Consider the following 25,330-nt stretch of genomic DNA (forward strand, 5'->3'; position numbering starts at 1 on the left):
AACCAGAGCTGAACCCGAGAGCTGAACCGCCATGAAGCTTCGACTGCACGTCCACCACATCCGCTCCGGCGGCTGGTGCGCCGACATCGACGACGACCTCGACCGTCAGCCCGACGACCCGTACTGGTGCGTCGACCAGTGGCCCACCCTCGAGGACGCCCTCGCGGCCGGCTGCTCCGAGCTCGCCAAGCTCGTCACGCTCGCGACACCCACCCGCCTCAGCGGGTACTACGAACCGGCTCTGGCCGCATAAGCCACGGGGAGCAAGGGGGCGAGGCCCGGCGAACCGCAGGGGGTTCTCCGGGCCTCACTTTGTCCAGGTGTGATCGACCGGTCCGCGCCGCCGGTCCACGTCGCGGCCTCGGTCCGGGTCCGCCCGCTCGTCCGGGTCCGCCCGCTCGTCCGGGTCCGCCCGCTCGTCCGACTCCGGCCGCTGGGCGGGGAGGTCGCCGAGGTCCGCGTCCCAGTCGTCCTCGTCAGGCAGGTTCGCCTCGTTGCGGCGAGCAATCCGGATGAACGCGACGATCAACAGGATCGGACCGAGGACCATCGCGGTCTCCGGTATACCACCCATGTGCAGCGCGATCATGACGCCGTCACCAGCGCGATCCCGCCGGCGGTGAACGCAACCATCGCGGCCAGCATCGGGTACTGCGCACGCCGTAGCTGCCGGCGCCGGAACAGGTCAGCAGCGCGATCGTGCGCGGACACGACCCCGAGTACGTGTCCGAGCACGATCGCACCGATCTGGACCCCCGCGATGACCCCGGTGCCGAGGAACGCGTAATCGATCCGCATCCCGCTCGTCCCGAGCAGATCCCATCCCCGCGCGAACGGATCGGTCGCGAGCAACCAGCCCTCCTGCCCCTGGAACATCGCGAACGAGAAGTAATGCGCCACGGCATACCCGACCGCGATCGGCACCAGCGAGTGCACGAACGCACCGGGCAGCCCGGCAACCCCGATCCCACCGGGCCGGATCTGCGCCGCTCCGGTCGTCCGCGCAGCCAACAGGAACAGCCCAGTGACGACAGCGACCGCGACGAGCAACCCGAGCGTGTAGACCACGAGGTGTTGCGAACGACTCAGCTCACCAGCCCACGACGCCCACACCGACCAGCGGGAGATGCCGTCGAAGGCCGTCGACCCGAGCAGCAAACACAACAGACCAACGAGTCCTGGCCGCTGCGGCATCGTCGCCAGGCCGGCCAGCGGGTTTCGCAAGACCAGCTCGCCGTCAGCGCCCCGTCCGATCGGGCTGAGACGCGCGAGCACCTCGGCGTACACCTCGAAGCTGTCCCCGATCGCGAACCAGGCCGGACCATAGACGATGCCCAAGGCAACATTCACGAATGCGTAGATGCTGACGGCAACCGCCACCACCCGCGGCTCGGATCCGTTTTGGTATACCAACTCGAGCCAGAGGAACCCGCCCAGTCCCGCCACGGCCGGCCAGTACGCGATCCGGTCGGACAGTTGCCGGTACGACGTACGCCGTACCAGGCCGGCGATCGTGCGCAACGGATTCGCGAGCCGCCAGATCGGGCCGCAGAGCAGTGAGAGCGGGATGATGCCGACCCAGATCCACACGTACAGCCAGGTCGGCGCCGGGTTCAGCGACGGCTCGGTATCGCCTAACCAGGCGGCGCCGAGCAGCAGTGCGAGCGCCGCGACACCCGCGAGCTTCAACAAGACTCGGGTCACGCGACTGTCGACGACCGAGGTCAGCACGCGCAGCGGTCGGCCGGCGATCCGCTCGAACCGCGGACGCGACCAGAACGCCGCGAGCGCGAAGAACGAGACCGCGACTGCGGCGCCGGCGGAGTAGATCGCCAGCCACATCGGCACCGGCAGGTCGCCTCGACCGCCGATCCCATGCAGTGGCAGCACCGCGCACTCCGATCACCCGGACTATCCGACCGATCGAATGTAACACGCTCAATGTCACATAGCGAGAGTCTGATACTCGTCGGGGTCGAAGCGCCTGGTCAGCCGACGGAACCGGAACGTGAACGACGGCCAGAGCGTGGTGTTGCGCCCCTCCGAGTCCAGGTACCAGCTGGTGCAGCCGCCGCGGGTCCAGATCGTGTTCCGCATCGAGGCGCGGACCCCGTCAACGAACGCGCGCTGGACCTCCCGCCGTACCTCGACCTCCCGCAGGCCCTGCGCATCCATCGTCTTGAGCGCGTCGATGATGTACGCGATCTGGGACTCGATCATGAAGACCATCGAGCTGTGGCCGAGGCCGGTGTTCGGGCCGATCAGCATGAAGAAGTTCGGGAAGCCGGCGATCGCCGTACCGAGGTGGGCCTCCATGCCGTTGGTCCAGGCCTCGCGCAACGAGACTCCTTCGCGGCCGTGCACCATGTCCATCACCGGCAGGTCGGTCACCTTGAAGCCGGTGCCGTAGATGATCGTGTCGACCTCGTGCTTCACGCCGTCGTCCGTGACGATGCCGGTCGGGGTGACCTCGGCGATCCCGTCGGTCACCACCTCGACATTCGGCTGCGCGACCGCCGGGTAGTAGTCGTCGGAGATCAGCACACGCTTGCAGCCGAGGGTGAAGTCCGGCGTCAGCTTGGCACGTAGGAGCGGGTCGCGGACCTGGTGCGCGAGGTGCTTCTCGGCGACCTTCTGCGCCTGCTTCATAATCGCCGGCAGCTTGGCGAACCCGAGCACCATCGACTCGCGACCCCAGTAGATCCCGGCCCGAACCGCCTTCTGCACAAGGGGAAACCGCCGGTATACCATTTTCTCGGCCGCGGTGATCTTGCGATCCGGCCGCGGCATCACCCACGGCGGCGTCCGCTGGAACAGGTGCAGCTCCTCGACCTCGGGCTGGATCGCCGGCACGAACTGGATCGCCGACGCCCCCGTCCCGATGACAGCAACCTTGCGACCGCTGAGGTTCAGGTCGTGGTTCCACCGCGCCGAGTGGAAGACCTCACCTTCGAAGTCCTCGATCCCCGGCAGCTTCGGGTACGACGGCTCGGCGAGCGGGCCCATGCCGGACAGCACGATGTCCGCCGTGAACTCACCCTCACTGGTCGCGATCCGCCAGTGCCCGTCCTCCCAGCGCGCCGACTCGACCGCGTGGCCGAAGCGGATGTGCGGCCGGACGCCGAACGCGTCGGTGACCTTGCGCAGGTAGTCCTCGATCTCGGGCTGCGGGGAGAACGTCGACGACCAGTTCGGGTTCGGTGCGAACGAGAACGAGTACAGGTGTGACGGGACATCACAACGGCAGCCCGGGTACGTGTTGTCGCGCCAGGTGCCGCCGACGTCATCGGCACGCTCCAGTACGACGAAGTCGTCGTACCCGGCCTGCTTCAGCCGGACAGCCATTCCGATCCCGGCGAACCCGGTGCCGATCACCACGATCCGATGCTGCTCAGTCATCCCTGGCCTCCCGCTCGGCTGGAACTTACTCCCAGTAAGTTACTCGGAGTCAGTTAGACTCCGCAAGTGACCTCGCCCACTGCCGCGACCTCCGCCGCGCCGAAGCGTCGACGCGACCGAGCCGCGAGAGAACGAGAGATTCTCGAGGCGGCCGAGCGGATCTTCGGCGAGCGCGGATACCAGGGCACGTCGATGGACGACGTCGCCGCACAGGTCGGCGTCTCGAAGCCGCTGATCTACCAGTACTACGGCTCGAAGGACGGCCTGTTCCTCGCCTGCCTGGCCCGGCTCCGCGGTCAACTGCTGGACACGGTGTCCGACGCCGTGATGGAAGCGCCGGACGCCGAGGACGCGCTGTACGCCGGTTTCGTCGCGTGGTTCCAGTTCCTCGACGACCACCCGCAGGCTTGGTCGGTCCTCGTCGACGAGGGCATGCTCAGCGCCGGCCCGGCCGCGGAAGCGACAGACGAAGTACGCGCGGCCTTCATCGAACTGATCGCCACGATGGTCCGGATGAACCTCCCCGCCGGCCGCCCCGTAGACGAGGACGAAGTCCAGATAGTTGCCCAAAGCATCTCCGGCGCCACCGAACGACTAGCGATCTGGCGCACCCGCTCCACCACCCCACCAACCCCCGAGAAGGTCGCCCGAACCCTCCAGGACCTCCTCTGGCAGGGCCTGCACACCCTCAAATCCACCTGATACGTATCAGTCGGCGAGGAGGTCCGCGACGTATGCCTGGCCGTCGGGGAGCGTGTCGGGGTTGCGGTCGCGGTAGTACGGGATGGCGATGATGCAGAGCGAGAGTGCCCAGCCGCGGGCTCGGAGCCAAGTGTTGTCGTCGACCGCGAGCGCTTGTCTGTAGGCCTTCCGGGACTCGCCTTCGAAGATCCACCAGGCGGGCATCACGTCGGCGGCCGGGTCCGCGGCGCGCGCCGTAGCGAAATCGATGACTGCCGATAGCTTGCCGTCGGCAACCATCACGTTGCCGGACATCAGGTCGCCGTGGACCCAGCGCGCCGGGCCCTCGAACGTGTCGGCGGCCAGCGATTCCTCCCACGACGCGAGGACGCGCGTGGCGTCGAAGTACTCGCGGATCTCGTCGAGCGCCTCGCGGAACATCCCGTCCCGCGGCGCCAACGGCGTACCGCGCTCGAACGGGTCACCCGACGGCACCGGCGCACCAGTGGTGTCGACCTCTCGCAGGCACCGCACGAACTCGGCCAACTGCCGCGCGACGGCCACCGCATCGCCTGACGCAGCGTCGAACGGCTCACCCGGCAACCAGCGGTAAACGCCCCAGCTGAAGGGATATCCCTGCCCCGGCCGCCCGAGCTCCAGCGGCTCCGGGATCGGAACCGGCAGGTACGGCGCCAGCCGCGGCATCCAGGCCCGATCCTGCTCCACCTGCCCACTGGTCGACGCGGTCCGCGGCAGCCGTACGGCGAGCTCGTCCCCGAGCCGGAACGTCACGTTGTCCGTCCCCGACCCTTCGACAACCCGCGCCGACAGACCCGCCCACCGCGGAAACTGCTCAGCAACAAGCCGCTCCACCAGCGAGGCGTCGATCTCGACCTCGTCGTCATGCAACTTCGCAACCCGGTCCACGCCCCGGACCCTCACACCCCACGGACACGCGGTCAAACGATTTCGGCCAGAACGGTCAGAGAATGTCGTACGGCTCGAGCGTCGGCCCCACGGTCGAGCGTCCTTCGACGAAGCGGGGCTGGACGTAGTCGATGCCCGGCTCGCCGGCGCCGCCGATGACGGCGAGCAGGCGTTCGGCGGCGCGCGCGCCGACCGTCGGCAGCTCCGGGTCGAAGGTGCTGAGCGGATGATCGGGACGCCGTACGCCGGCGAGCCGATTGTCGTAGCCGACGATCGCGATGTCGTCGGGCACCCGGATGCCGTGCCGGTGGAACGTCGCGAACAGGCCGATCGCGATCTCGTCGTTGGCCGCGAAGATCGCGTCGACCGGCTGGCCGCTCTCGATGATGCGCTCGGCCGCGTCGATCCCCCACCGTTGCAGGTAGCTCCCGTACAGCGGTCCGCCGCCCATCGCGATCGCCATGCCGGCGGACCGCATCGCGCCGGTGAAACCCTCGACCCGCGCACCGACCGCCGGATCGTTGACGGCAGCGGTGACATGGGCGATGTGCCGGCGGCCGAGGCCGATCAGGTGCTCGGCCGCGGCACGACCGGCGCCCCGGTTGTCCGGCGCGACGACGTAGTCGGTCTCCGGTGTCGCGGACGACGAGGCGAAGACGACCGGTACGGCGAAGTCCTCGGAGAGCACGAGGCTGGCCCGGTTGGGATCGTCGCCGACCACGAGGAGGCCGTCGATGCGACGGGACCGCAGACGTTTCAGGTACTCGTGCAAGGCCCGCGGGGTGCCGTGCGCGTCCAGGGTGACGGCGGCGATGTTCTCCCGGCCGAGGTAGTTCGTCGCGCCGACGATCAGCGGCATGCTGAACCGCCCGTGCGCGTTCTCGGCCAGGACGCCGACGATGAAACTCCGCCCGGTGACGAACGACCGCGCGATCATGTCCGGCTGGAACTGCAGCCGCTCCGCGGTCTCGATCACCTTGGCACGGGTCTCGGCGGACACCCGCCCGCCGCCGCTCAGCGCGCGCGAGGCCGTGGTGAGCGAGACCCCCGCAACCCGGGCGACATCGCTCATGCTGGCTCGTTTCGCCATCCGTCCTCCTCTCGAAACCCGAGTGTAGAGGTGTGAAATCGCTTGCGCTCAACTAACCTGATCGGGCGTAGATCGCCTGCGAAAACGCTCAACCTCACAGGGAGCCTCCATGACCGACGCCGCACTCCCCGAGGCCTGGCAGCGTGCCGAGCTGCCCGAGCTGCCGACCGGGGCCGCGTCTGTCGAAGAGTTCGCCCGCACGATCTACGGCCGTACGCCGACCGGCGGCCACCTGACCGACGTCGTACTGCGGTCGCGGGAGGAGTGCGAGCTCGCCCATCGGTTCCGTCACCGGGCCACGATCAGCTGCCCGCTCGGCGACCTCGAGCTCGACACCCTCCTGCACCTTCCCGTGAGCACAACCCCGGCGCCGGTCATCGTCGCGCTCAACTTCACCGGAAACGATCAGACGATCGACGGCGACCAGGCACAACGCTGGCCGTACGCCGCGATCGCAGCCGCCGGGTACGCCGTACTGACCGTGGACTACCGCCAGATCGAGCCCGACGACCCGGCGCCGACGACTCCCGGCGTACGGGCCCTGTTCCCGGCGGAAGCGGGATCGTGGGGCGCGGTCGGAGCCTGGGCGTGGGGGATGTCCCGCTGCCTCGACATTGCCGCCGGCATCGACGGCCTGACCACGGCCGGCGCGATCGCGCTCGGACACTCCCGGCTCGGCAAGGCCGCACTCTGGGCGGGCGCGCAGGACGAGCGCTTCTCCCTGACGGTGTCGAACGACTCCGGCTGTTGCGGCGCCTCGCTCTTCCGGCATCCCGGCGGCGAGGACATCGCCGCGATCACCTCGCGCTTCCCGCACTGGTTCGTCCCGTCGCTCTCGGCGTACGCCGGTCTCGAGAAGAGCCTGCCGATCGACCAGCACCAACTGCTCACCTGTATCGCGCCGCGGCGGGTGTATGTCGCCAGCGCGGAGGACGACGCGTGGGCCGATCCGATCGGCGAGTACCTGGCCGTCGTGGCGGCGACTCCGGCGTTCGAGGGCGGCGGAATCGGTTCCCACGTGCGGGCCGGCGGGCACGACCTGCTCGAGGAGGATTGGAGGCACGCCCTCACCTTTGCGCAAAGGTGAGGGCGTGCATCGTGCTTCAGTTCTGCTGGAGCGACAGGTAGAACACGTCCTCCTGCTCGGTCTGGTTGAGCTCCTTCACGGTCGGGTCCGGATCGATGATCGGCACCTCGGCCTGGATCGTCTCGTGGCCGGTGTTCTTCCATTGAAGCGGCGTGCGGTTGCCGTACAGGTCGACGCGGTCGAGCGACTTCACGTTGCGGACGTTCCGGAGCGTGACGGTCATCGTCGGCTCGCCGAAGTTCAGGTGGATGGTGTCACCGGTGTTCGGGTCCTCGAAGATGTCGGCCTGGTTCTGCCGCTTGAGGTCGATCGCGAGCACGACCCGCTTGTCGTCGAGCCGGAAGCCGTTGGCCGTGGACAGCGCCTCGTTCAGCTCCGGCTTCAGCTGCGGTGACGTCTCGAAGTCGTCGTACGTCGTGGCCTTTGCCCCGCGCAACAGATTCGCCAGGGTCACCAGCGTCTTCCCCTTCGGGCTGAGGTTGTTGCCGGTGCGCAGGGTCCGGTTGTAGCCGAAGGCGCTGGTGTCGTCGGGGGCCCACTCCGCGAAGTACAGCAGCTTGAACCGGTCGAGGTCGTTGCCGCCCTTGCTCAGTGCCCAGTGGAAGGCGCGCGGGTAGATGTCGGCGACGAACTTGTCCTCGGTGGTGAAGCCGATCTCGGTCTGCCAGACGGCAGGATTCTTGATCCCGCGCTTCTGTGCCGCCGCGTAGATGGTCTGCATCGTGCCGATCGGCATGTAGTGCAGGTCGTACACGTCGATGCTCTTCCAGGCCTTGAACTTGTCGAGCAGCGCGATGTACTCACTCAGCGGCGCGCCGCAGATCCAACCGCCGTACACCAGCTTGACGCCCGCGTCGTGGATGATCTTTGCCGCCGGCAACTGAATGTCGGTCATGTATTGATCCATGCCGCCCTCCCAGAATCCGGAGCCGGGGTAGGCCTCGTTCCACACCTGGAAATAGGTGATCCCGAGCGGCTTCAGGGTGTCGACCGCGAGCTTGACGAAGTTCGCCCAGTCGGCCGGGTTCTGCGGCGGCGTACGGCCGATGCTCGTCTGCACGTCCTTCGTCGACAGCACCTTGCCGCTCGCGTCCTTGGTCACCAGTTGACGGACGAACTGGCCGTTGTTCTCGGATTTCACCGGCCCGTACTCGTACGTCTTGCCGTGGAAGTCGTACGAGTAGCCGGTGCGGTTGGCGGCCCAGCCGGCCGTGTACGAGAGCACGGGCAGGATCGTGATGCCGTGTGACTTCGCGAGGTTGAACTGGCGCAGGTACTCGGCAACAGCCGCCTGGTCGATCTGGCCCTTCGCCGGTTCGATCGATCCCCAGTCGAAGTCCATCCGGTCCCATTGCACGCCGGCGACGAGACCGGTCTGGGTGCCTTGGTTCTCCCCGGCGAACGCGCGGAACGGCTCGTTGAGCACGAACGGCAGGTCGGCCACGACGCCGGGCGCGGACCCGGTCGCGGTGGCGACCGCCTTCAGGTCGGTGTCGGCGGTGATCGCGATCGGCATGCGGTAGGGGTACGCCGTCGTCGACGTCGCCGGGTCACTGCCGTCGGTCGTGTAGCGGATGCAGGCATCCTTCGTCGCGCTCGCGAGCTGCACAGTCGCTCCCGACCGGACCGCGCCAGGGCCGGGCGTGGCCGTGACCGCCGCGGTCTCCGGAGCCAACTCGGTGGTGATCGCTGCCTTCAGCTTGCCGGGCACCCACCAGGTGGTGACCTGATCGCTGACGAACAGGAGGTCGTCGCCCTTCGACGCGATGACGTCGAGGTCGAAGGACGCGGCCTTGCCGGTGTAGTTGTAGAGCTCGGTGAACGGCCCCGCGACCTTGGTGGCATCGCCGTCGTGGGCGAGCAACACCCGGAAGCGGCCGCCTGGCGAATCGAAGCTGCCGCGCAGGTGCACGTCCTTCCCGTCTGCCTGGTCGGCGACCGTGTAGGTCTCGGCGATGGCACGGTAGTCAGTGCCGATCGAGCCGTCGGCCTTCACGAACCAGGCGTGTTCGGGCTTCTTCACGTCGGCCGCCCACTCGTCGGCCGCGAACACGCCCGAGCCGCCCTTGCCCAGCAGGCTGGTGGCGTCGCCGGCGATCGATTGGTACGACCAACGGCCGGGCGCGACGGCATTGGTGTCGAGCCGGTAGTCGGTGACGTTGTCAGTGGTCGGGTTCGGGGCCGCCGGCGTACAGCTCACCGGTACAGCCTCGGAGGGTAGTGAAAGTGCTTGCACAGGTGGCGCCGGCGAGACCGTACACAGCAGCACCACGGCAAGCCCTGCGGACAGCGGACGAATCTTCACGAGGACTCCGTCGATGATCAAGATTCACGCGGGATCAGGGGGTTGATCGGGGACGCTAGAACCGCGATGACAACTTTGTCAACGGTGCGTTGCGAGCTCTTGACGGTTCGGTTCCCGGCGCTCATGCTGACTGCGCAAACAATTGCGCATCTCCCTCCAGATGGGAGCCGGAAATGAACCAGGTCTCACGTCGCGTGCTGCTCGGCGCGGCAGCTGCCGCCGCCTTCATCACCACCGCAGGTACGCCGTACGCCGCTGCCGGCGACTCGCCCAACGCCTCGCCGGAGGGCACGACCATCCCGTCGGCCACCTCGATCACCGACAACGGCGGCGCCGTCTGGACCGTTTCCGGCGGCGTCATCTACCGCAACGGATCGACCGTCGGCGAGACCTACAACGTCTCCGTCCTGCTCTGGTACGGCGGCCGGGTGTACCACTGCGGCACCGGCGGCCAGTGGTACGTCTGCTTCAACGACGTCTGGCGCAAGGTCACCGATCCGCGGACCGCACTCTCCGCCCCGGCCGGTCTGATGTACGGCGTCAACGGGCACTACGACACCCAGCTCTCGCCGGCCGTGATCGCGGACCGGATGTCCGGACTAGGCGCATCGGTCTTCCGCGTGAACACCGGCGGCGACGCAAGCACGATCGGCCGCGCCGCCGCGATCGCAAGTCACCTGAACAGCGTCGGGAAACACACGTTCCCGGTGATCGACGCCGGCCTGCGCGACGCGAGCGGAGCGCTGGCGTACGGCACCGAGTCGGACGCGTACAACGCCGCGCGCGCGATCAGCACCCAGGTCGCGCAGGCCTTCGCGCCGTACGGCGTGACGATGTACGAGTGCGGCAACGAGCTGACCCGGGATCCGTACATCATCCTGCCGGACCACGTCGCCGACGCGGGCACGAAGGCGATCGACTTCAACAACGCGAACTGGCCGATCATGCGCGGCTTCATGAAGGGCCTGATCGACGGCGTGAAGACCGTGCAGCCGTCAGCGGCGTGCGGTATCAACTTCTGCAAGTCCGACATCGGCGCCGCGGACGCGCTCTGGGACGGCCTGCAGCCGGACGGCTCCGGCGGCTACCCGCAGATCCGCTGGGACATCACCACCTGGCACAACTACGAGGGCGACGGCGACATCTTCCACATCGGCACGGACGGCGCCGGCCCGTCGTTCAATCTCCCGGTCTACGCGAAGGCCCGCTACGGCAAGCCGTTCATGATGACCGAGTGGAACTCCGATCCCAACCAGGGCACCACGCACCGGGCGTCGTACATCCAGAGTCAGCTCGCCGAGTTCCGCTCCCACCGCACCACCGAGGCGTTCCAGTCGGCGATGTTCTACGAGCTCGACGGCGGCACCCAGTGGGGTCTGACCGAGGCTGACGGTACGCCGCTCGACCCGCCGTACTCGGCCTTCAAGAGCTTCGTGTCAGCCCACCCGGACGTCTAGTTGTCGAACATCTCGTGGATGGCGGATTCCTGGTCGTCGCTCAGCTTGATATGGATCAGCTTGGCGCGGAGCCGTGTCTTCTTGAAGGTCTCACGGACCTTGTCCGTCTCCTCGTCACTGGACAGCAGGAACAGCGCCGACGTACCCGGCGTCACCTGAGCCCGCACTTCCTTGATGAAGTCGTCGTCGATCCCGACGTCGATGAGCCGTCCGGCCACCGCACCCGCCGCGGCCCCGATCGCGGCTCCCGCGAACGGCATCAGGAAGATCGTCCCGAACAACATCCCCCAGAACGCCCCGCCGACCGCGCCCGGGCCGGTCATGTTCCGCACCTGCCGGGTCCGCGGCCGCCGCTTCTCCGGCTGCCACGAGACCGACGCCGCATCGTGCACCCGGATCAGCTTCTGCTTCGCCAGGCTCTCCAGCGTCCCGATCGCCTGGTTGGCCCCGTCCCAGGTCTCGAACTTCCATACCGTCAACGTCGCCATCTCGGCCCTCCCCTGCCACCCTCCCACTCGTGCCCGTAGTTCGACCACCTCAACCACCTCCTCTTCACTGGGTGGACGGTCGGCCCGGGCGAATAGTTGGGCTGACGGATGTCATGGGTGGGTCGTGACGAGCGATCCAGGGGGTGTACGACGTCCTCGGACAAGCTTCTGGGTATGACGACAACGACTGCGGTCAGCCTGCGGGGTGTGACCAAGAAGTATGCGGACGTGCAGGCCGTCGCCGGGGTGGATCTGACCATCCGGGCCGGCGAGGTGGTGGCGCTGCTCGGGCCGAACGGCGCGGGCAAATCGACCACGATCGAGATGCTGCTCGGCCTGGTGAAGCCGGACAACGGCACGGTCCAGGTGTACGGCGGTACGCCGACCGACGCGATCGCCCAGGGTCAGGTCGGCGTGATGCTGCAGAGCGGCGGGATCATCGAGGACGCCAAGGTCGGCGAACTCCTGAACCTCGTCGCCGGCCTGCACAGGGACCCGATGCCGGTCCAGGAGGCGCTCGAGCGCGCCGGTATCGCGGACCTCACCGGCCGGACGATGAAGGCGCTGTCCGGCGGTCAGAAGCAGCGGGTGCGGTTCGCGATGGCGATCATCCCGCAGCCCGACCTGATCGTGCTGGACGAGCCGACGACCGGTATGGACGTCGAGTCCCGCCGAGACTTCTGGGCCTCGATGCACGCCGAGACCGCCCGCGGCCGCACGGTCCTGTTCGCCACCCACTACCTCGAAGAGGCGGACTCGTACGCCGACCGCGTCGTGCTGATGCGCAACGGCAAGGTCGTTGCCGACGGCACCGCCGCACAGATCAAGGCGAGTGTGTCCGGCCGGACCATCCGCGCCACGATCCCCGGCGCCGATCTCGCCGCGCTCGCGTCGCTGCCCGGCGTACGGAATGTCGAGACCCGCGGTGAGGTCGTCCTGATGCAGTGCGCGGACTCCGACAACACGCTGCGGCACCTGCTGGAGAACACCACCGCCCACGACATCGAAGTCACGTCCGCCGACCTGGAGGACGCCGTCCTCGCGATCAGCGCGGCCCAAGAGGAGACCCTGGCATGAACCGCAACTACCTGATCTTCGACATCCGCCGGACCCTGCGGAACCGCCGGGTGCTGATCTTCTCGATCCTGATGCCGCTGGTGCTGTTCATGATCTTCGGCCTGACGATCCCCAAGGACGCCACCGAGGGCGGGATCTCCGCGATCGCGTACGTGATGGTGAGTATGGCGATGTTCGGCTCGATGTCCGCCGCGATGAGCAGCGGCGGCGTGATCGCGGCCGAGCGCGACGGCGGCTGGAACCGCACGCTGCGGCTCACCCCGCTGAAGCCGCAGGCGTACGTCGTCAACAAGGTGATCCTGTCGCTGCTGCTGGCGATCCCGCCGCTGCTCGTCGTGTTCGTCTTCGGTATGGCCGTCGGCCACGTGCACCTGGACGCCGGCCAGTGGGCGATGGTCGCGATGGTGTCCTGGCTCGGCGCCCTGCCGTTCGCGGCTCTGGGCCTGGTCATCGGGTACGTCGCCAAGCCGGACAGCGTGCAGCCGATCACCGGTCTGAGCACGATGCTGATCGCGGCCTTCGGCGGGCTGTGGCTGCCGGTCGACCAGATGCCGTCGATCATGAAGCACATCGCGCAGCTGACCCCGGCGTACTGGACCGGACTGACCTCCCGCAGCGCCCTGACGCAGGGCGGGGTGGACACCCAGGCGCTGCTCGTCGTGCTCGCCTGGACCGTCATACTCGGATTCATCGGGCTGCGCCGATTCCGCGCCGACACGGCCCGCGCCTGACCGGTACCGTGACCACCGTGACGACCAACCGCAGACCCAGCGTCCTGGACGGGATGGCCGACCGCGTCGGCGCCGGACCGGGCCGCTGGGGCTGGCTGGCCGCGGGGGTCTGGCTGTTCTACCTGGCGCAGCCGCTGCAGAAGATCGCGGAGCGCAAGGACGGGGTCACCCAGGTCCTCGGGTTCCTGACGGTGATCCTGTTCGCGGCCAGCTACCTGGGGTTCTTCGGGATCCTGCGCCGGATGGCCCGCAAGCACCTGCTGAGGGTCTGGCAGCAGGTCGCGTACCTGGGCCTGATGCTCACGCTCTGCCTGCTGATGATCCCGACCGCCGGCCAGACCGCGCTCACGGGCCTGGTCTACATCGCGTCGGTCGCGATGATGCTGCTGGATCTCCGGGCGGCCGTCGCGTTCGTCGCGGTCCTGCTCGCCGGCACCGAGGTCTCGTTGCGGGTGGTGCCCGGGTGGACCGACGACGGCAGCTACGGCTTCGCGATCTTCCTCGGCGCGCTGGCGGTGTTCGGACTGCGGCGGGCTATCCAGCGCAGCATCGAGCTGAACGCCGCCCGCAAGGACATGGCCGAGCTCGCCGTGCAGGAGGAGCGGAACCGGTTCGCCCGCGACCTGCACGACATCCTCGGGCACTCGCTCACCGTCATCACGGTGAAGGCGGAGCTGGCCGGCAAGCTGATCGAGGCGAACCCGACCCGGGCGGCCGCCGAGGTCGCGGACGTGGAGAGCCTGGCGCGGGCGGCGCTGGCCGACGTACGGGCCGCGGTCGCCGGGTACCGCGAGCTGAGCCTCGCCGGTGAGCTGGTCTCGGCGCGGGCCGCGTTGCAGGCCGCGGAGATCAAGGCCGATCTGCCGACCACGATGGACGAAGTACCGGAGGAGAACCGGGAGCTGTTCGCGTGGGTGGTGCGGGAGGGCGTGACGAACGTCGTACGCCATTCCGGCGCGAAGCGGTGCACGATCCGGATCACGGCGACGCAGATCGAAGTACTGGATGACGGGAAGGGACCGACGCCGGGTGGTGGCGCGTCGGGGCACGGGCTGGTCGGGCTGCGGGAGCGGGCGGACCAGGCCGGTGCGAGTGTGCAGGTCGGTCAGGCGCCCGGCGGTGGGTTCCGGCTCGCAGTTCGCGTCGGCCTGTGAGGATGGACCTGTGAGTATCCGACTGCTGATCGCCGATGACCAGGCGCTGGTGCGTGGGGCCCTGGCCGCGCTGCTCGACCTCGAGCCCGACCTGGAGGTGGTGGCCGAGGTCGGTCGGGGTGACGAGGTGATCGATGCCGCGAAGAACTCCCAGCCCGATGTCGCGCTGCTCGACGTGGAGATGCCGGGGCTGGACGGGATCGAGGCGGCCGCCGCGCTGCGGACCGCCGTACCCGGGGTGCGGGTGCTGATGGTGACCACGTTCGGCCGGCCCGGGTACCTGCGCCGCGCGATGGAGGCCGGCGCGGCCGGGTTCGTCGTCAAGGACACGCCCGCGACGCAGTTGGCCGACGCCGTACGGCGCGTGCACCAGGGGCTGCGCGTCGTCGATCCGTCACTCGCTGCGGAGACGCTCGTCGCAGGGACGAGCCCGCTCACCGGGCGCGAGGCCGACGTACTGCGGGCCGCTCGTGAGGGCGGGACAGTCGCCGACATCGCCAAGGAACTGCACCTGTCCGAGGGGACGGTCCGCAACCACCTCTCCGCCGCAATCGGCAAGACCGGCGCCCGCACCCGCGCCGAAGCCGCCCGCATCGCCGTCGACAACGGCTGGTTGTAGGAGGCCCCAACCCTCTAGGGTTGGGCCAGGGGGTGGGATTTGTGGTGTCGATCGAGGAATTCAGTGTCCGGGGGCGGTTGGCGGATACGGGTGAGGGGATCACCGCCGACGAGTTGCAGCTGGCGGCGCGGAACCACGGAATGCCGTTGGAGAGCCTGCGGTACGACGTGACGCCGCCGGGGCTGCACTACGTGCTGGTGCATTACGACATACCGGCAACGAACGCGGGCGATTGGCGGCTCGAGCTGAACGGGTGCGTCGAGCAACCGTTGTCGTTCGGGCTGACCGAGTTGCGCGCGATGGGACGCCGTACGATCCGCGTCACGCTGGAGTGCGCGGGCAACGGTCGGGCCACGCTGCAGCCGCGGCCGATCAGCCAGCCGTGGCTGTCGGAGGCGGTCGGTACGGCGGAGTGGACCGGCGTGCTGCTGTCGGATCTGCTGCGGTTGGCCGGGATTCGCGAGGATGCGGTGGACGTGGTGTTCACCGGCGCGGACCGCGGGGTCGAGCGTGGCGTCGTACAGGACTATCAGCGCGGGCTGTCGCTCACGGAGGCGATCGACTCGGGTGCGATCGTCGCGTGGGAGATGAACGGCGGGCCGCTGCCGCCGCAGCACGGGTACCCGCTGCGTCTCGTCGTACCGGGGTGGTACGGGATGGCGAGTGTGAAGTGGCTGCGGTCGATCGAGCTGATCGACCACGAGTTCGACGGGTTCCAGAACGCGGTCGCCTACGTGATCCGTCAGCGCCCCGACGATCCGGGCCGTCCGGTGACCCGGATCGAGCCGCGGGCGCTGCTCGTACCGCCGGGGTTCCCGGACTTCATGAGCCGCCACCGCTTCGTTGCCGCAGGCACCGTTCCGCTGTTCGGCCGGGCCTGGTCCGGCTGGGCGCCGATCGAACGCGTCGAGGTCAGCACCGACGCCGGCGTGAACTGGCACGAAGCCACGTTGGATGCCCTCGGCAACGACGAACTCGCCTGGCGGGCTTTCGCCTACGACTGGGAGGCCACCCCCGGCGAGCACGTGCTCACGGTCCGCGCCTACGACGCAAGTGGCCGAGAGCAACCAATCGAAGCCGACTGGAACCGGGGCGGCTTCAGCAACAACACCGCCCAGCGCATCACCGTCCTCGTGACCTGAAAACCCGCGTGTCGTTGTTCGTTTCCGCCGGACCCACACCACATCCTGGAGAGGTACACGGTTCTCACTCCAGGAGTGGTGGCGGTGAACGAAAACCATCTACACGCACGGGTCTTCAGAACCTCACAAGAGTGGTACGCCGACGTAGACGACCAACTGGACCCCCAGCCGGACAACCCTCTGTGGTACGGCTCCTACGCTTCGCAGAAGGCCGCTCTCGACGCTGCCTGCGCCAGGCTCGCCTCGATGCAACAGGCATCCTGAAATCAGAAGAACAAGAAGGCGAAGAAGCCGGCGCAGAAGACAGCAGCGATGACAAAGAGCGGGTAGACGTACCAGTGGACGCTCCAGTCGGCGTCCGCGGCGAGCACATTCGTCGGGTCGGCCGGATCGACGTGTACGCCGATCCGGTCGCCCGCTCGGGGCAACTGCTTCAACTGGTCCGCTCCGTCGATCTCCACCTTCGAGCCGTCGCGTGGGTTCGTCACGGTGATCGTGACGTCGTGGTTCTTGGACCATTTGTCCACGCTCACCGAGATGACGACCGCCTGCTCCACCGGCGTTCTCTACGCCACCCGCTGGTCGTGCACCGAGTTGACGATCCCGAACGGCGCGATCGCAAGCCCACCGACCACCAGCACCCCACCGACCACCAGACGCACCACACCGAGCCGGCCGATCCGTCCTCGACCGGCCCGGCTGTGGCGACCGCTGCCGTCTGCGGCGACGTCCTGGACGCGGCGGAGGCGCGCGGCCTCACGGGCCTCGGCGAGCGCGCGGCGGCGCGCGCGGTCGCGACGAGCCGCGGTGCGCCGGGTCGGTTGCTCCAGGCGCTGCCACCAGCTGAACTGCTCAACCAGCCAGTGCGCAGGCACGCAGGCCCCGCCCGCAATCGCGGCACAGGCAATGGGGTTGTCGTAGAAGAAGCTCGGCCGGGTCAGCCAGCCGACGAAGTAGAGGCCACCGCCGACCGCGCCGAAGAAAACCAGCAAAAGCGCCAACTGCCTGCCGTGGAGGTCGTCGTCCGGCGTGCTCACCTGAACATCATGAGCGATTGACGCCGGGCGACGGCCCATGGTTCCGCTACTCGGGTTCGTTGTGGGAGTGGCCGCCTACCTGGTATGGGGTGGTGATGCCTTCGTACATGAGGTGGGTGACCAGGCCCTGGGAGGCGTGCGGGAGGTTGTGGCAGTGGTCCATCCAGAGGCCGGGGTTGTCGGCGACGAAGGCGATCTCGTAGGTCTCCTTGTTGCCGACCTCGAGGGTGTCGGTCCACCAGGGTGAGCCGGTGGCGGCGACGCCGTTGCGGGACAGGACGACGACGTGGTGGCCGTGCAGGTGCATGGGATGCGCCTGGCTGCTGGTGTTGGAGATCTTCATCTTGACGATGTCCCCCTCGGCGACCATGAACATCGGTACGTCGGGGAACTTGTGCCCGTTGATCGTCCACCACAGCCCTGGTATGCCATCCAGGAAGCCGGCGCTCCGGCCTATCCGGTACTCGAAGTTGCGGTTCGCCTTCGCTGGGTCGAAGCCGAGCGGCGCCGGGGTGCCGTAGGTCAGCAGATCGACGTTGTCCGCGGGCAACTCGGCCTTCGGTGGGTCCGCGGGTCCGATCGCCAGCGACGTTGACGACGTACCCGCGTCCAACCGCATCCCACCGGCCGGCACCACGGCCTCCAGGTCGACGCGCCCGCCGGCAGCCAACGGGTACGCCGCTGTGGTTGGAGTTGGTCCGTGTATGTCGCGGCCGTCTACTGCGACCACCTTGAATGGCATACCAACGAGGCCAACCCGCAGGATCGCGTTGTCAGTGTTGATCACTCGGACGCGCGCCGTCGTACCCGCCGGAAGATCGACCCGCCCCGTCCCGGTGCGGCCGTTGATGGTCCGCTTGCCGTCGTACGTGTGGATCGTCGCGACCACCTCACCAGGTGATGCCGGCGCGATCACGATCGGCCCGAACAGGCCGCCCTTCACCTCGTCGGCCGACACCTGATGCGAGTGGTACCAGTACGTCCCGGCCGCCGTCGCCTTGAACCGGTACACATGCTTCCCGCCCACCGGTACGGCGTCCTGAGTCACCCCGGCGACCCCGTCCTCGGCATTCGGTACGTCGATCCCGTGCCAGTGCAGCGTGGCGCCGTCGGGGACCGACTCGTTCACGAACGTCACCTGGATCAGATCACCCACCCGCGCGCGGATCAGCGGACCCGGCGACGTCCCGTTCACGGTGAACCCGTCGACGGTCTCCCCGGACGCCAGCTGGAACTTCTGCTTCCGCGCGGTCAGCGTCACGTTCACATTTGGTATACCAGTCTTCGGTCCGGTCAGATCCGCGACGCTGGTCCCGTCGTGGTGCATGTGCTCCATCGGCATCGACGGTCCGCCGCCGTAGTCGGCGTACCCCATCTCTGCCGGGTTGTACGAGCCCGGGACCAGGCTGGTCGCCCAGAGATACCCCAGCGGTACGAGTACCGCCAGGGTGATCCCGAGTGCGACCAGCCGGCCCCATCGCCGCTTCTTGACCTCAGCCACTGGTCACAGGCTGGTTGGGTACGGCGGCCCGCCGCGCCCCCATGCTTGCCACAGCCGCGATCGCGAGCCCGTTGATCCCGTGCAGCACGCCGAGCGCCGGGACCCCGAAGGACACGACTGCGAGCAGGAACTGCAGGACCACCAGGCCGACCACGATCCCGGCCAGCACGCGACCACGCGGTACGTCGGTCAGGAACGAGACGATCAGGAACACCAGCGCGAGCAGACCGATCACCGTACCGGCGATGCTGTGGTAGCTCTCCCCGAAGTTGGTGTAGTCCGCCCCGATCGCGGTCCCGTCGTCGGCGTCCTTCGCGATCGTGAACCCGGCGAGTGCGATCGAGGCGATCTGCAGCACGACCGCGATCGCGATCAACAGACCGAGCGTCCGGTATACCTTCCTCATGCCCGGCGCTCCATCCGACGCTTCCGGACGACGATCACAGCCGCCACGATCAACACGATCGGCAGGAACGGCGGATGCCCGCCGAACACCACACACCCGAACGACGCCAGCGCCCCAACCACACCCAACACGATCAACAACGGCAGCGGCACCCGCCCGAGGAACCCCCGCCGAGCCCACTCCGGCCGCGAACCCCCGAACGGCCCACCAGCCCCGCCACCTGGTCCGCCCGCGGCTGGTCCGCCGGCACCTGCGGCGTTCTGCGGTGCCGTCCACGGCGGCTTGCGCCAGCCCCACGGGCCGGCCCAGCCCTGACCGGCTCCGCTCTCACTCGCGGCCTCGCTTGCAGCCTGGTGCGCACCCGGGAGGTCTGTGAAGAGACCGTCCAGGTCGGCCCCGGTGCGCGCCCGCAGTGCCTGCTCGACCCGCTCGGAGTGCTCCTCGGCGCTCAGCCGGCCGGCTTCGTAATGCTCGCCCAGACGCTTGACCGCGTCCTCACGCTCACTGTCGCCGATGCGGATCGATCCGCCCGGCCTGTCGTCGCTCATGATGCTCCTCGATGCTCGTCGGTTCTCCGATGGCACCAAGGTTGTCGTTCCGGCCCCCGTCTCCGCGTCGCCTCAGCGGCGACACCTCACCTACCCCCGGAGGAGCACCCTGCGCCTACCGACGCAGTACGGCGTACTCCCCCGGGCGTAGGCCCGCCCAGGGTGAACCCCCAGGCGGTCCCTCAGCTGTTCACGGCGAGGATCTTGTTCACGTCGTTGTTTGCCTTCGACAGCGACGACGGCTCGGCCTCGAACGACATCACCGACTCCATCGCCGGCGTCATCACCGCGGTCACGTCGGCCGCATTCGGATTGGCCGGGTACGGGAACACGTCGCCCGCCTCGACCGGCTCCAGGAACGGCGTGACGTCCCACCCGCTCTTGGCGAACGCGGCCTTCGCCGCCGGCATGCTCGCCGCCACCGCCGGGAACACCACACCCGCCTTCGCGACGATGTCCTGAGCGGTCTGCGAACCGAGGAACTTCACCCAGGCCCACGAGGCGTCACGCCGCTTCGTCCCGGCCCAGATCGTGTCCGCCAGACCGTTCATCATCGACATCCGCTTCCCGATCGGACCGATCGGCAACCGCGCCAGCTTCGTCTTCACCTGCTTCAGCTGCCCGTACGTCCCGAGCATCCACGAGCCGTTCGGGGTCATCCCGTACTTCCCGGCGCCGAAGGAGGTCGTCACGTCCACGCCGGATTTCGCCTGCGCGTACGTCGGCATCAGGCCCTTGGTGATCAGGCCCCGCCACCATCCGATCGTCTCGGTGAACTTCGGGTCGCCGTAGAAGAACTTGGTACCCCACGGCTCACCCTCGGAGTACTTCCAGCCGTTGATCGCGGTATACCAGCTCCAGCTGGTCTGCCCGTCACCACCGCCGGCATCGGCGTACCCGAGCCCGTAGACCTTCACGTTCTCCTTGTCGAACCCGGGCTGGTCGCCGCGACGCCCCTTCGAGTCCACCGTCAGCCGGCGGACGATCTGCTCGAAGGTCCCGCCGTCCTGCGGATTCCAGGTCATCGAGTTGAGCTGCTCGGTGCTGATCCCGGCGGCCTCGGTGAACGCACTGTTGTAGAAGTAGACCTCGGTATCCCAATCCTTCGGCAGTCCGTACCGCTTGCCGTCGGCACCGATCCAGCGATCGGCGAGGCTCTTCTGGTAGATGCTCAGATTAACGTTGTCCTTGGCAACGTACTCGTCGATCGGCAACACCTGTCCCTTGGCCGCGAACAGCGGGTACTTCGACGAGTGCCCGGTGAACACGTCCGGCGCCGTGTCGGAGATGAACCCGGTCACCAGCTTCGACCAGTAGTCGTTCCAACCGTACTGCTCGATCGTCACGCTGTACTGCGGGTTCTGCTCGTGGAACACCTTGGCGCACTCGGTGTACATCGGCAGCTGGGCGGAGTCCCACAGCCAGTAGATGACCTCGCCGGGACCACGGGCAGCAGCACCGTTGTTGCATGCGGCAAGCGACGGTACGGCGAGCGCGGCCAGTCCGGCCTTCAGCAGAGTCCTTCGTGACGGCGTTGCATTCATTTGGTTCATCATTTGATCCCCGAGAAGCCGATGGAGTTCGTGATCCGTTTGGCGAACGCAAGGAACAGGATGATCATCGGCAGCGCCGCGATCAGCGTCGCCGCCATCAGCCCGGCCCAGTCCGGACCGCCCTGTGGTGTCTGCGACCGGAACACTCCGAGCGCGACCGTCAGCACGCGGACGTTCTCCTGCTGACCGACGAGCAGCGGCCAGAAGTAGTCGTTCCACGAGTTGATGTAGGTCAGGATCGCCAGCGTGGCGATCGGCGCGGCGCTCAGCGGGATGATCATCCCGAAGAAGATCCGCCGGTGGCCCGCGCCGTCGATCATCGCCGCCTCCTCCAGCTCCCGGTTGATCCCGAGGAAGAACTGCCGCAGGAAGAAGATCGCGAACGGCGTCATGAACGCGCCGGGCAGGATGATGCCGGCGAAGCTGTTCAGCAGGCCGAGGTTCTTGATCAGTACGAAGTTCGGCAGCGTGGTGAAGATCGGCGGCACCATCAGCGCGGCCAGGAACAGCGCGAACACCTTGTCCCGGCCGGGCCAGCGCAGCCGGGCGAACGCGTACGCCGCCATCGCGCTGAAGAACACCTGGCATACCGTCGTGACGGTTGCCACGACCAACGAGTTCCGCAGGTACAGCCAGAAGTTGACTGCCGCACCGGAGCCCCCTTGGGCCTGCGCCTCCTCGATACTCGACAACCCGAGCACCCGCTTGAACGCGCCGAGCGTGGTCTCCACCGGCAGCAGCGAATTCGGGTGACCGGGCAACTGGGTGTTGTCGGAGAACGCCGTCCGCAGCATCCAGTAGAACGGGAACAGCGTGACGATCAGCAGGATGAACAACAGGACCCAGGCGATAGCACGCCCGACGCTCACCTGCCGCACAGAGGTAGTCGACATGCTCATGCGAGATCACTCTCCCGCGCCCGCAGCAGCCGCAACTGGACCAGCGAGACGACCGCGAGGATCGCGAACAGCACCAGCGCCATCGCCGAGGCGTACCCGAAGTCGAACCGCGTGAACGCCCGCTCGTAGATGTAGTAGTAGATCACTCGTGTCGCATTGATCGGACCGCCCTGGGTCGTCACCGCGACGGTGTCGAAGATCTGGAACGACCCGATCATGGTGACCACCAGGACCATCACCAGAACAGGCCGCAACAGCGGCAACGTGATCCGCCAGAACGTCTTCCACTCGGTCGACCCGTCCACCTCGGCCGCTTCGTACACGTACGACGGGATCGTCTGGAGGCCGGCGAAGACCAGGAGTGCCGTATACCCCATGTGCCGCCAGACGTTGATCCCGGCAACTGTCGGGATCGCCCAGTGCGAGTCGCCGAAGAACGCCACCGGGTCGATCCCGACCCACCCCAGGAACGTGTTCACGACGCCGACCTGCACGTCGAGCATCCAGTACCAGACCAGCGCGACCACGACATTCGCGACCAGGTACGGCGCGAGGATGATCGCGCGGACCGTGATCGATTTCGTCAGCCGGTACATCAGCATCGCGATCCCGACCGCCAGGACGGTCTGCAGGCCGATGTTGATCACGACGTACTCGACCGTGACGCCGAGCGCGTTCCAGAAGAAGCTGTCGTGGATCATCCGGTCGTAGTTGGCCAGCCCGTTGAACTTCGGTGCCGAGAGCAGGCTGTACTCGGTGAAGCTCAGGTACGCGCCGCGCAGCGTCGGCCAGATGTAGAACACGACGAAGCCCAGGGTGGCCGGGGCGATGAAGATCATCGCCACCTTCAGATCTCCCAGGCTTCGTCGCTTCCCCGGTGGTGCTCCGGAGTCCCCGTGACTTTGTCTCGTGTCGGGTGGTGCGTTGGTGGTGGCGGTCACGGGGATCTCCTCTTCTGTTTGGCGATCGGGCGGGCTTACCCGATCGCTGTAACTTCCAGCAAGATCGCGCTCTCGGGCCATTGCACGGGCATGAGTACTCCGACCGAGGCGAGGGCGGCGCCGTTCAACTCCACACTTCCACCGTCGACCGACCAGGCCGCGGACCGCGACTCGGGTCCGGGTGTCGCGACCTTACTGACCCGATACGTCCGCTGCGGGTCGAGTCCGGGCAGCCTGACCCGTCCGACGGCAGACGTCACCGACTGCTTCACCTGGACGACGCTGAAGACGCCGCGCCCGCCGTCCTGCGCGACGACGCCGTGGACGAGTACGTCCTCGGGACCGCGGTCCGAACGGACCACGCGACCGGTGTGCAGCAGCGGCCGCAGCTGCTTGTGCAGCGCGACCCAGCCCTTGAGTTCCTCGCGCTCCTCGGGGCTGGCGGACGCGATGTCCCACTCGATACCGAAGTGTCCGAACAGCGCGGTGGTCGCGCGGAACGACAACGTCTGCGTCCGTCCGGTGGTGTGCGCCCGCGGCGGGCCGACGTGGCAGCCGATCAGTTCCGGCGGGAGCAGGAGCTGCGTGTAGCGCTGGATGGTCTGCCGTTCGAGGGCGTCGTTGCTGTCACTACCCCAGATCCGGTCGGTGCGCTCGAGGATGCCGAGGTCGACCCGGGCGCCGCCGGACGAGCAGGACTCGATCTCGAGGCCCGGGTGCCGGCGCTTGAGCTCGTCGATCAGCCGGTATACCGCGAGGGTCTGCTCGTGGATGCCCGCCGTACCCGTCAACTGGTTGCCGCCGTCAACGAAGTCGCGGTTGTGGTCCCACTTCAGGTAGGCGATGTCGTACTCGGACAGGATGCTGTCGAGCCGCTCGAGGATGTAGTCGTAGGCGGCTGGTATACCAAGATTCAGGCCCTGCTGATGGCGGGCGGTCGGCGGCAGCCGGTCGCCGGTGGCGAGGATCCAGTCCGGGTGCTCGCGCGCCAGGTCGGAGTCCGGGTTCACCATCTCGGGCTCGACCCAGAGGCCGAACTGCAGACCGAGGCCCTTTACGTGGTCTACCAACGGGTGCAGACCCTTCGGCCAGATCCCCTCGTCGACGTACCAGTCGCCGAGCCCGGCGTGGTCGTCGCGGCGACCGCGGAACCAGCCGTCGTCCAGGACGAACCGCTCGGCACCGACCTCGGCGGCCGCGTCGGCGAGCGCCTTCAGCTTGTCCAGGTCGAGGTCGAAGTACACGGCCTCCCAGGTGTTCAGTACGACGGGGCGCTCGGTCTTGGGGTGGTTCGCCCGCGCGCGCAGGTAGTCGTGGAAGCGGTGCGAGACCTGGTCGAGGCCGACGCCGTACGAGCCGTAGATCCACGGGGTGCTGTAGGTGCCTTGTGGCTGGACGCGGCCCTCGCCCGGGAGCAGGAGCTCGCCGCCGCCGATCACGGCGTACCCGCTCATGCCGCGCTCGGCGTACGAGCGGTGGTTGCCGCTCCAGGCGGTGTGCACGGCCCAGATCTCGCCGTCGTTGAAGCCGAAGCCGGGCGTACCGGCGAACAGCAGCAGGGTCGCGTCGGCGCCAGTGCGGCCGCGGCGGTTGTCGCGGATGTGCGCGCCCTGGGTGAACTCGTGGCGCTGCGGGTGGCGCTCGCCGATGTGCCGGCCGGTCAAGTCGAGGAGCTCGGTCGCCTCGGTCGGCACCGGCAGCGCAAGCAGCAGGCCGTCGACGGTGTACGGCGTCGCGGCCGTGTTGGTCAGGTCCGCCTTGGCGCGCAGCAGGCCGGAGTCGGTCAGCTCGACGGTCAGCTTGAGATCGAGGCCGGCCTCGGTGTCGGCGGCGTCGACCTGCACGGTGTTGCCGGTCTGCGCGACGCTCGTCAGCTGGAAGCTGGCGGAGAAGTCGTGCCCGTCGCGGTGCCCGCTCAGGCCTGGTATACCAAACCAGCCGGCCGAGTACTCCGGGATGATTGCGATCGGACGGTTCTCGTCCAGGCCGTTGCCGTCCTGGACTGCGCCTGCGCCGCGGCGCAGTTCCAGCAGAGCGCTCTCGGTCAGCTCACCCAGGTCCGCACCCCAGTGCAGGACGGACGGAAGGCCGGGACCGGAGCAGTCGAGCACCAGGCTGACCGCGCCGGCCCGGAGCTGCAGGATCTCGATGTTCGACACTGTTGATTCACTCTGCTTTCTGATTGATTTCAGGACGGAACTATTTACCCCGCCAGCCTCAATGTCAATGCTTCACGAAGTTAAGTAATTACCCTACGACTGTCCAGCGTTGTCAGCCCAGACGTCGGC

General features: G+C 67.8%; 25 protein-coding genes. 9 read left to right on the plus strand and 16 right to left on the minus strand.

Annotated elements, in window-relative coordinates:
- The first annotated feature begins 31 nt into the window (after positions 1-31).
- Positions 32-253 (plus strand): hypothetical protein, encoded by a 222-nt coding sequence (locus ACFWUU_RS07120; protein WP_137253205.1) that lies wholly within the window; start codon positions 32-34, stop codon positions 251-253.
- 54 nt (positions 254-307) lie between these two features.
- Here the strand turns inward: ACFWUU_RS07120 and ACFWUU_RS07125 are convergent, their stop codons facing one another.
- The 3 genes from ACFWUU_RS07125 to ACFWUU_RS07135 are packed head-to-tail and all read right to left on the minus strand — an operon-like array spanning position 308 to position 3,399.
- Positions 308-589, minus strand: coding sequence for a hypothetical protein (locus tag ACFWUU_RS07125; protein ID WP_380173443.1), 282 nt, complete (start codon positions 587-589; stop codon positions 308-310).
- Entirely contained in the window at positions 586-1,890 is a 1,305-nt protein-coding gene (locus ACFWUU_RS07130) for a hypothetical protein (RefSeq protein WP_380173445.1), read from the minus strand. The genes ACFWUU_RS07125 and ACFWUU_RS07130 overlap by 4 nt, the downstream gene beginning before the upstream one ends.
- Before the next feature lie 54 nt (positions 1,891-1,944).
- Positions 1,945-3,399, minus strand: a complete 1,455-nt coding sequence (locus tag ACFWUU_RS07135; RefSeq protein ID WP_380173447.1) for a flavin-containing monooxygenase — start codon at positions 3,397-3,399, stop codon at positions 1,945-1,947.
- Between the two features lie 66 nt (positions 3,400-3,465).
- Between ACFWUU_RS07135 and ACFWUU_RS07140 the strand changes: the two genes are divergently transcribed.
- A complete protein-coding gene (locus ACFWUU_RS07140) occupies positions 3,466-4,101 on the plus strand; it encodes a TetR/AcrR family transcriptional regulator (protein WP_380173450.1) in 636 nt (211 codons plus the stop codon).
- Between the two features lie 6 nt (positions 4,102-4,107).
- On the opposite strand, the gene ACFWUU_RS07145 is transcribed toward ACFWUU_RS07140, so the two are convergent.
- Positions 4,108-5,007, minus strand: a complete 900-nt coding sequence (locus tag ACFWUU_RS07145; RefSeq protein ID WP_380173452.1) for an aminoglycoside phosphotransferase family protein — start codon at positions 5,005-5,007, stop codon at positions 4,108-4,110.
- Positions 5,008-5,062: 55 nt separating this feature from the next.
- Entirely contained in the window at positions 5,063-6,097 is a 1,035-nt protein-coding gene (locus ACFWUU_RS07150) for a LacI family DNA-binding transcriptional regulator (protein WP_380173454.1), read from the minus strand.
- Positions 6,098-6,206: 109 nt separating this feature from the next.
- Here ACFWUU_RS07150 and ACFWUU_RS07155 point away from each other — a divergent pair, with 109 nt between their 5' ends.
- A complete protein-coding gene (locus ACFWUU_RS07155; protein WP_380173456.1) occupies positions 6,207-7,184 on the plus strand; it encodes an acetylxylan esterase in 978 nt (325 codons plus the stop codon).
- A gap of 16 nt (positions 7,185-7,200) precedes the next feature.
- On the opposite strand, the gene ACFWUU_RS07160 is transcribed toward ACFWUU_RS07155, so the two are convergent.
- Positions 7,201-9,489, minus strand: coding sequence for a chitobiase/beta-hexosaminidase C-terminal domain-containing protein (locus ACFWUU_RS07160; RefSeq protein WP_380173458.1), 2,289 nt, complete (start codon positions 9,487-9,489; stop codon positions 7,201-7,203).
- A gap of 173 nt (positions 9,490-9,662) precedes the next feature.
- Here ACFWUU_RS07160 and ACFWUU_RS07165 point away from each other — a divergent pair, with 173 nt between their 5' ends.
- Positions 9,663-10,946 (plus strand): hypothetical protein, encoded by a 1,284-nt coding sequence (locus tag ACFWUU_RS07165; protein ID WP_380173460.1) that lies wholly within the window; start codon positions 9,663-9,665, stop codon positions 10,944-10,946.
- Here the strand turns inward: ACFWUU_RS07165 and ACFWUU_RS07170 are convergent.
- A complete protein-coding gene (locus ACFWUU_RS07170) occupies positions 10,943-11,434 on the minus strand; it encodes a DUF1269 domain-containing protein (protein WP_137253195.1) in 492 nt (163 codons plus the stop codon). The two genes, ACFWUU_RS07165 and ACFWUU_RS07170, sit on opposite strands and share 4 nt — an antisense overlap.
- Positions 11,435-11,608: 174 nt before the next feature.
- Here ACFWUU_RS07170 and ACFWUU_RS07175 point away from each other — a divergent pair, with 174 nt between their 5' ends.
- The 5 genes from ACFWUU_RS07175 to ACFWUU_RS07195 are packed head-to-tail and all read left to right on the plus strand — an operon-like array spanning position 11,609 to position 16,157.
- A complete protein-coding gene (locus ACFWUU_RS07175) occupies positions 11,609-12,511 on the plus strand; it encodes an ABC transporter ATP-binding protein (RefSeq protein ID WP_380173462.1) in 903 nt (300 codons plus the stop codon).
- Positions 12,508-13,242 carry an ABC transporter permease gene (locus ACFWUU_RS07180; RefSeq protein WP_380173464.1) on the plus strand — a complete coding sequence of 245 codons (735 nt, stop codon included), beginning with the start codon at positions 12,508-12,510 and terminating at the stop codon, positions 13,240-13,242. The genes ACFWUU_RS07175 and ACFWUU_RS07180 overlap by 4 nt, the downstream gene beginning before the upstream one ends.
- A gap of 17 nt (positions 13,243-13,259) precedes the next feature.
- Complete coding sequence (locus ACFWUU_RS07185) at positions 13,260-14,396, plus strand: sensor histidine kinase (protein WP_137253192.1); 1,137 nt, start codon at positions 13,260-13,262, stop codon at positions 14,394-14,396.
- 10 nt (positions 14,397-14,406) lie between these two features.
- Positions 14,407-15,015: a response regulator transcription factor gene (locus tag ACFWUU_RS07190; protein ID WP_130444881.1), complete on the plus strand. Its 609-nt coding sequence runs from the start codon at positions 14,407-14,409 to the stop codon at positions 15,013-15,015.
- Positions 15,016-15,059: 44 nt separating this feature from the next.
- A complete protein-coding gene (locus ACFWUU_RS07195; protein WP_137253190.1) occupies positions 15,060-16,157 on the plus strand; it encodes a sulfite oxidase in 1,098 nt (365 codons plus the stop codon).
- A gap of 266 nt (positions 16,158-16,423) precedes the next feature.
- Here ACFWUU_RS07195 and ACFWUU_RS07200 read toward each other — a convergent pair whose 3' ends face one another.
- The 9 genes from ACFWUU_RS07200 to ACFWUU_RS07240 all read right to left on the minus strand — a co-directional run bounded on the left by ACFWUU_RS07200 (position 16,424) and on the right by ACFWUU_RS07240 (position 25,201).
- Complete coding sequence (locus ACFWUU_RS07200; RefSeq protein WP_380173466.1) at positions 16,424-16,714, minus strand: hypothetical protein; 291 nt, start codon at positions 16,712-16,714, stop codon at positions 16,424-16,426.
- A 9-nt stretch (positions 16,715-16,723) separates the two neighbouring features.
- The gene (locus tag ACFWUU_RS07205) at positions 16,724-17,194 is read right to left on the minus strand and encodes a hypothetical protein (protein WP_380173468.1); all 471 of its coding nucleotides are present in this window, start codon (positions 17,192-17,194) and stop codon (positions 16,724-16,726) included.
- A gap of 46 nt (positions 17,195-17,240) precedes the next feature.
- On the minus strand, positions 17,241-18,695 hold the full coding sequence (locus ACFWUU_RS07210; protein WP_380173469.1) for a multicopper oxidase family protein: 1,455 nt from the start codon (positions 18,693-18,695) through the stop codon (positions 17,241-17,243).
- Positions 18,688-19,101 (minus strand): hypothetical protein, encoded by a 414-nt coding sequence (locus tag ACFWUU_RS07215; protein ID WP_137253188.1) that lies wholly within the window; start codon positions 19,099-19,101, stop codon positions 18,688-18,690. The genes ACFWUU_RS07210 and ACFWUU_RS07215 overlap by 8 nt, the downstream gene beginning before the upstream one ends.
- Entirely contained in the window at positions 19,098-19,649 is a 552-nt protein-coding gene (locus ACFWUU_RS07220) for a DUF1707 domain-containing protein (RefSeq protein WP_380173471.1), read from the minus strand. The genes ACFWUU_RS07215 and ACFWUU_RS07220 overlap by 4 nt, the downstream gene beginning before the upstream one ends.
- 182 nt (positions 19,650-19,831) lie before the next feature.
- Positions 19,832-21,193: an ABC transporter substrate-binding protein gene (locus tag ACFWUU_RS07225; RefSeq protein WP_380173473.1), complete on the minus strand. Its 1,362-nt coding sequence runs from the start codon at positions 21,191-21,193 to the stop codon at positions 19,832-19,834.
- 8 nt (positions 21,194-21,201) lie between these two features.
- Complete coding sequence (locus tag ACFWUU_RS07230) at positions 21,202-22,101, minus strand: carbohydrate ABC transporter permease (RefSeq protein ID WP_380173475.1); 900 nt, start codon at positions 22,099-22,101, stop codon at positions 21,202-21,204.
- Entirely contained in the window at positions 22,098-22,940 is an 843-nt protein-coding gene (locus ACFWUU_RS07235) for a carbohydrate ABC transporter permease (RefSeq protein WP_137253185.1), read from the minus strand. The genes ACFWUU_RS07230 and ACFWUU_RS07235 overlap by 4 nt, the downstream gene beginning before the upstream one ends.
- A 137-nt stretch (positions 22,941-23,077) precedes the next feature.
- On the minus strand, positions 23,078-25,201 hold the full coding sequence (locus ACFWUU_RS07240; RefSeq protein ID WP_380173478.1) for an alpha-galactosidase: 2,124 nt from the start codon (positions 25,199-25,201) through the stop codon (positions 23,078-23,080).
- Between the last annotated feature and the right edge of the window lie 129 nt (positions 25,202-25,330).

The organism is Kribbella sp. NPDC058693, assembly GCF_042715335.1.
In the GTDB taxonomy this organism is placed as follows: domain Bacteria; phylum Actinomycetota; class Actinomycetes; order Propionibacteriales; family Kribbellaceae; genus Kribbella; species Kribbella jiaozuonensis.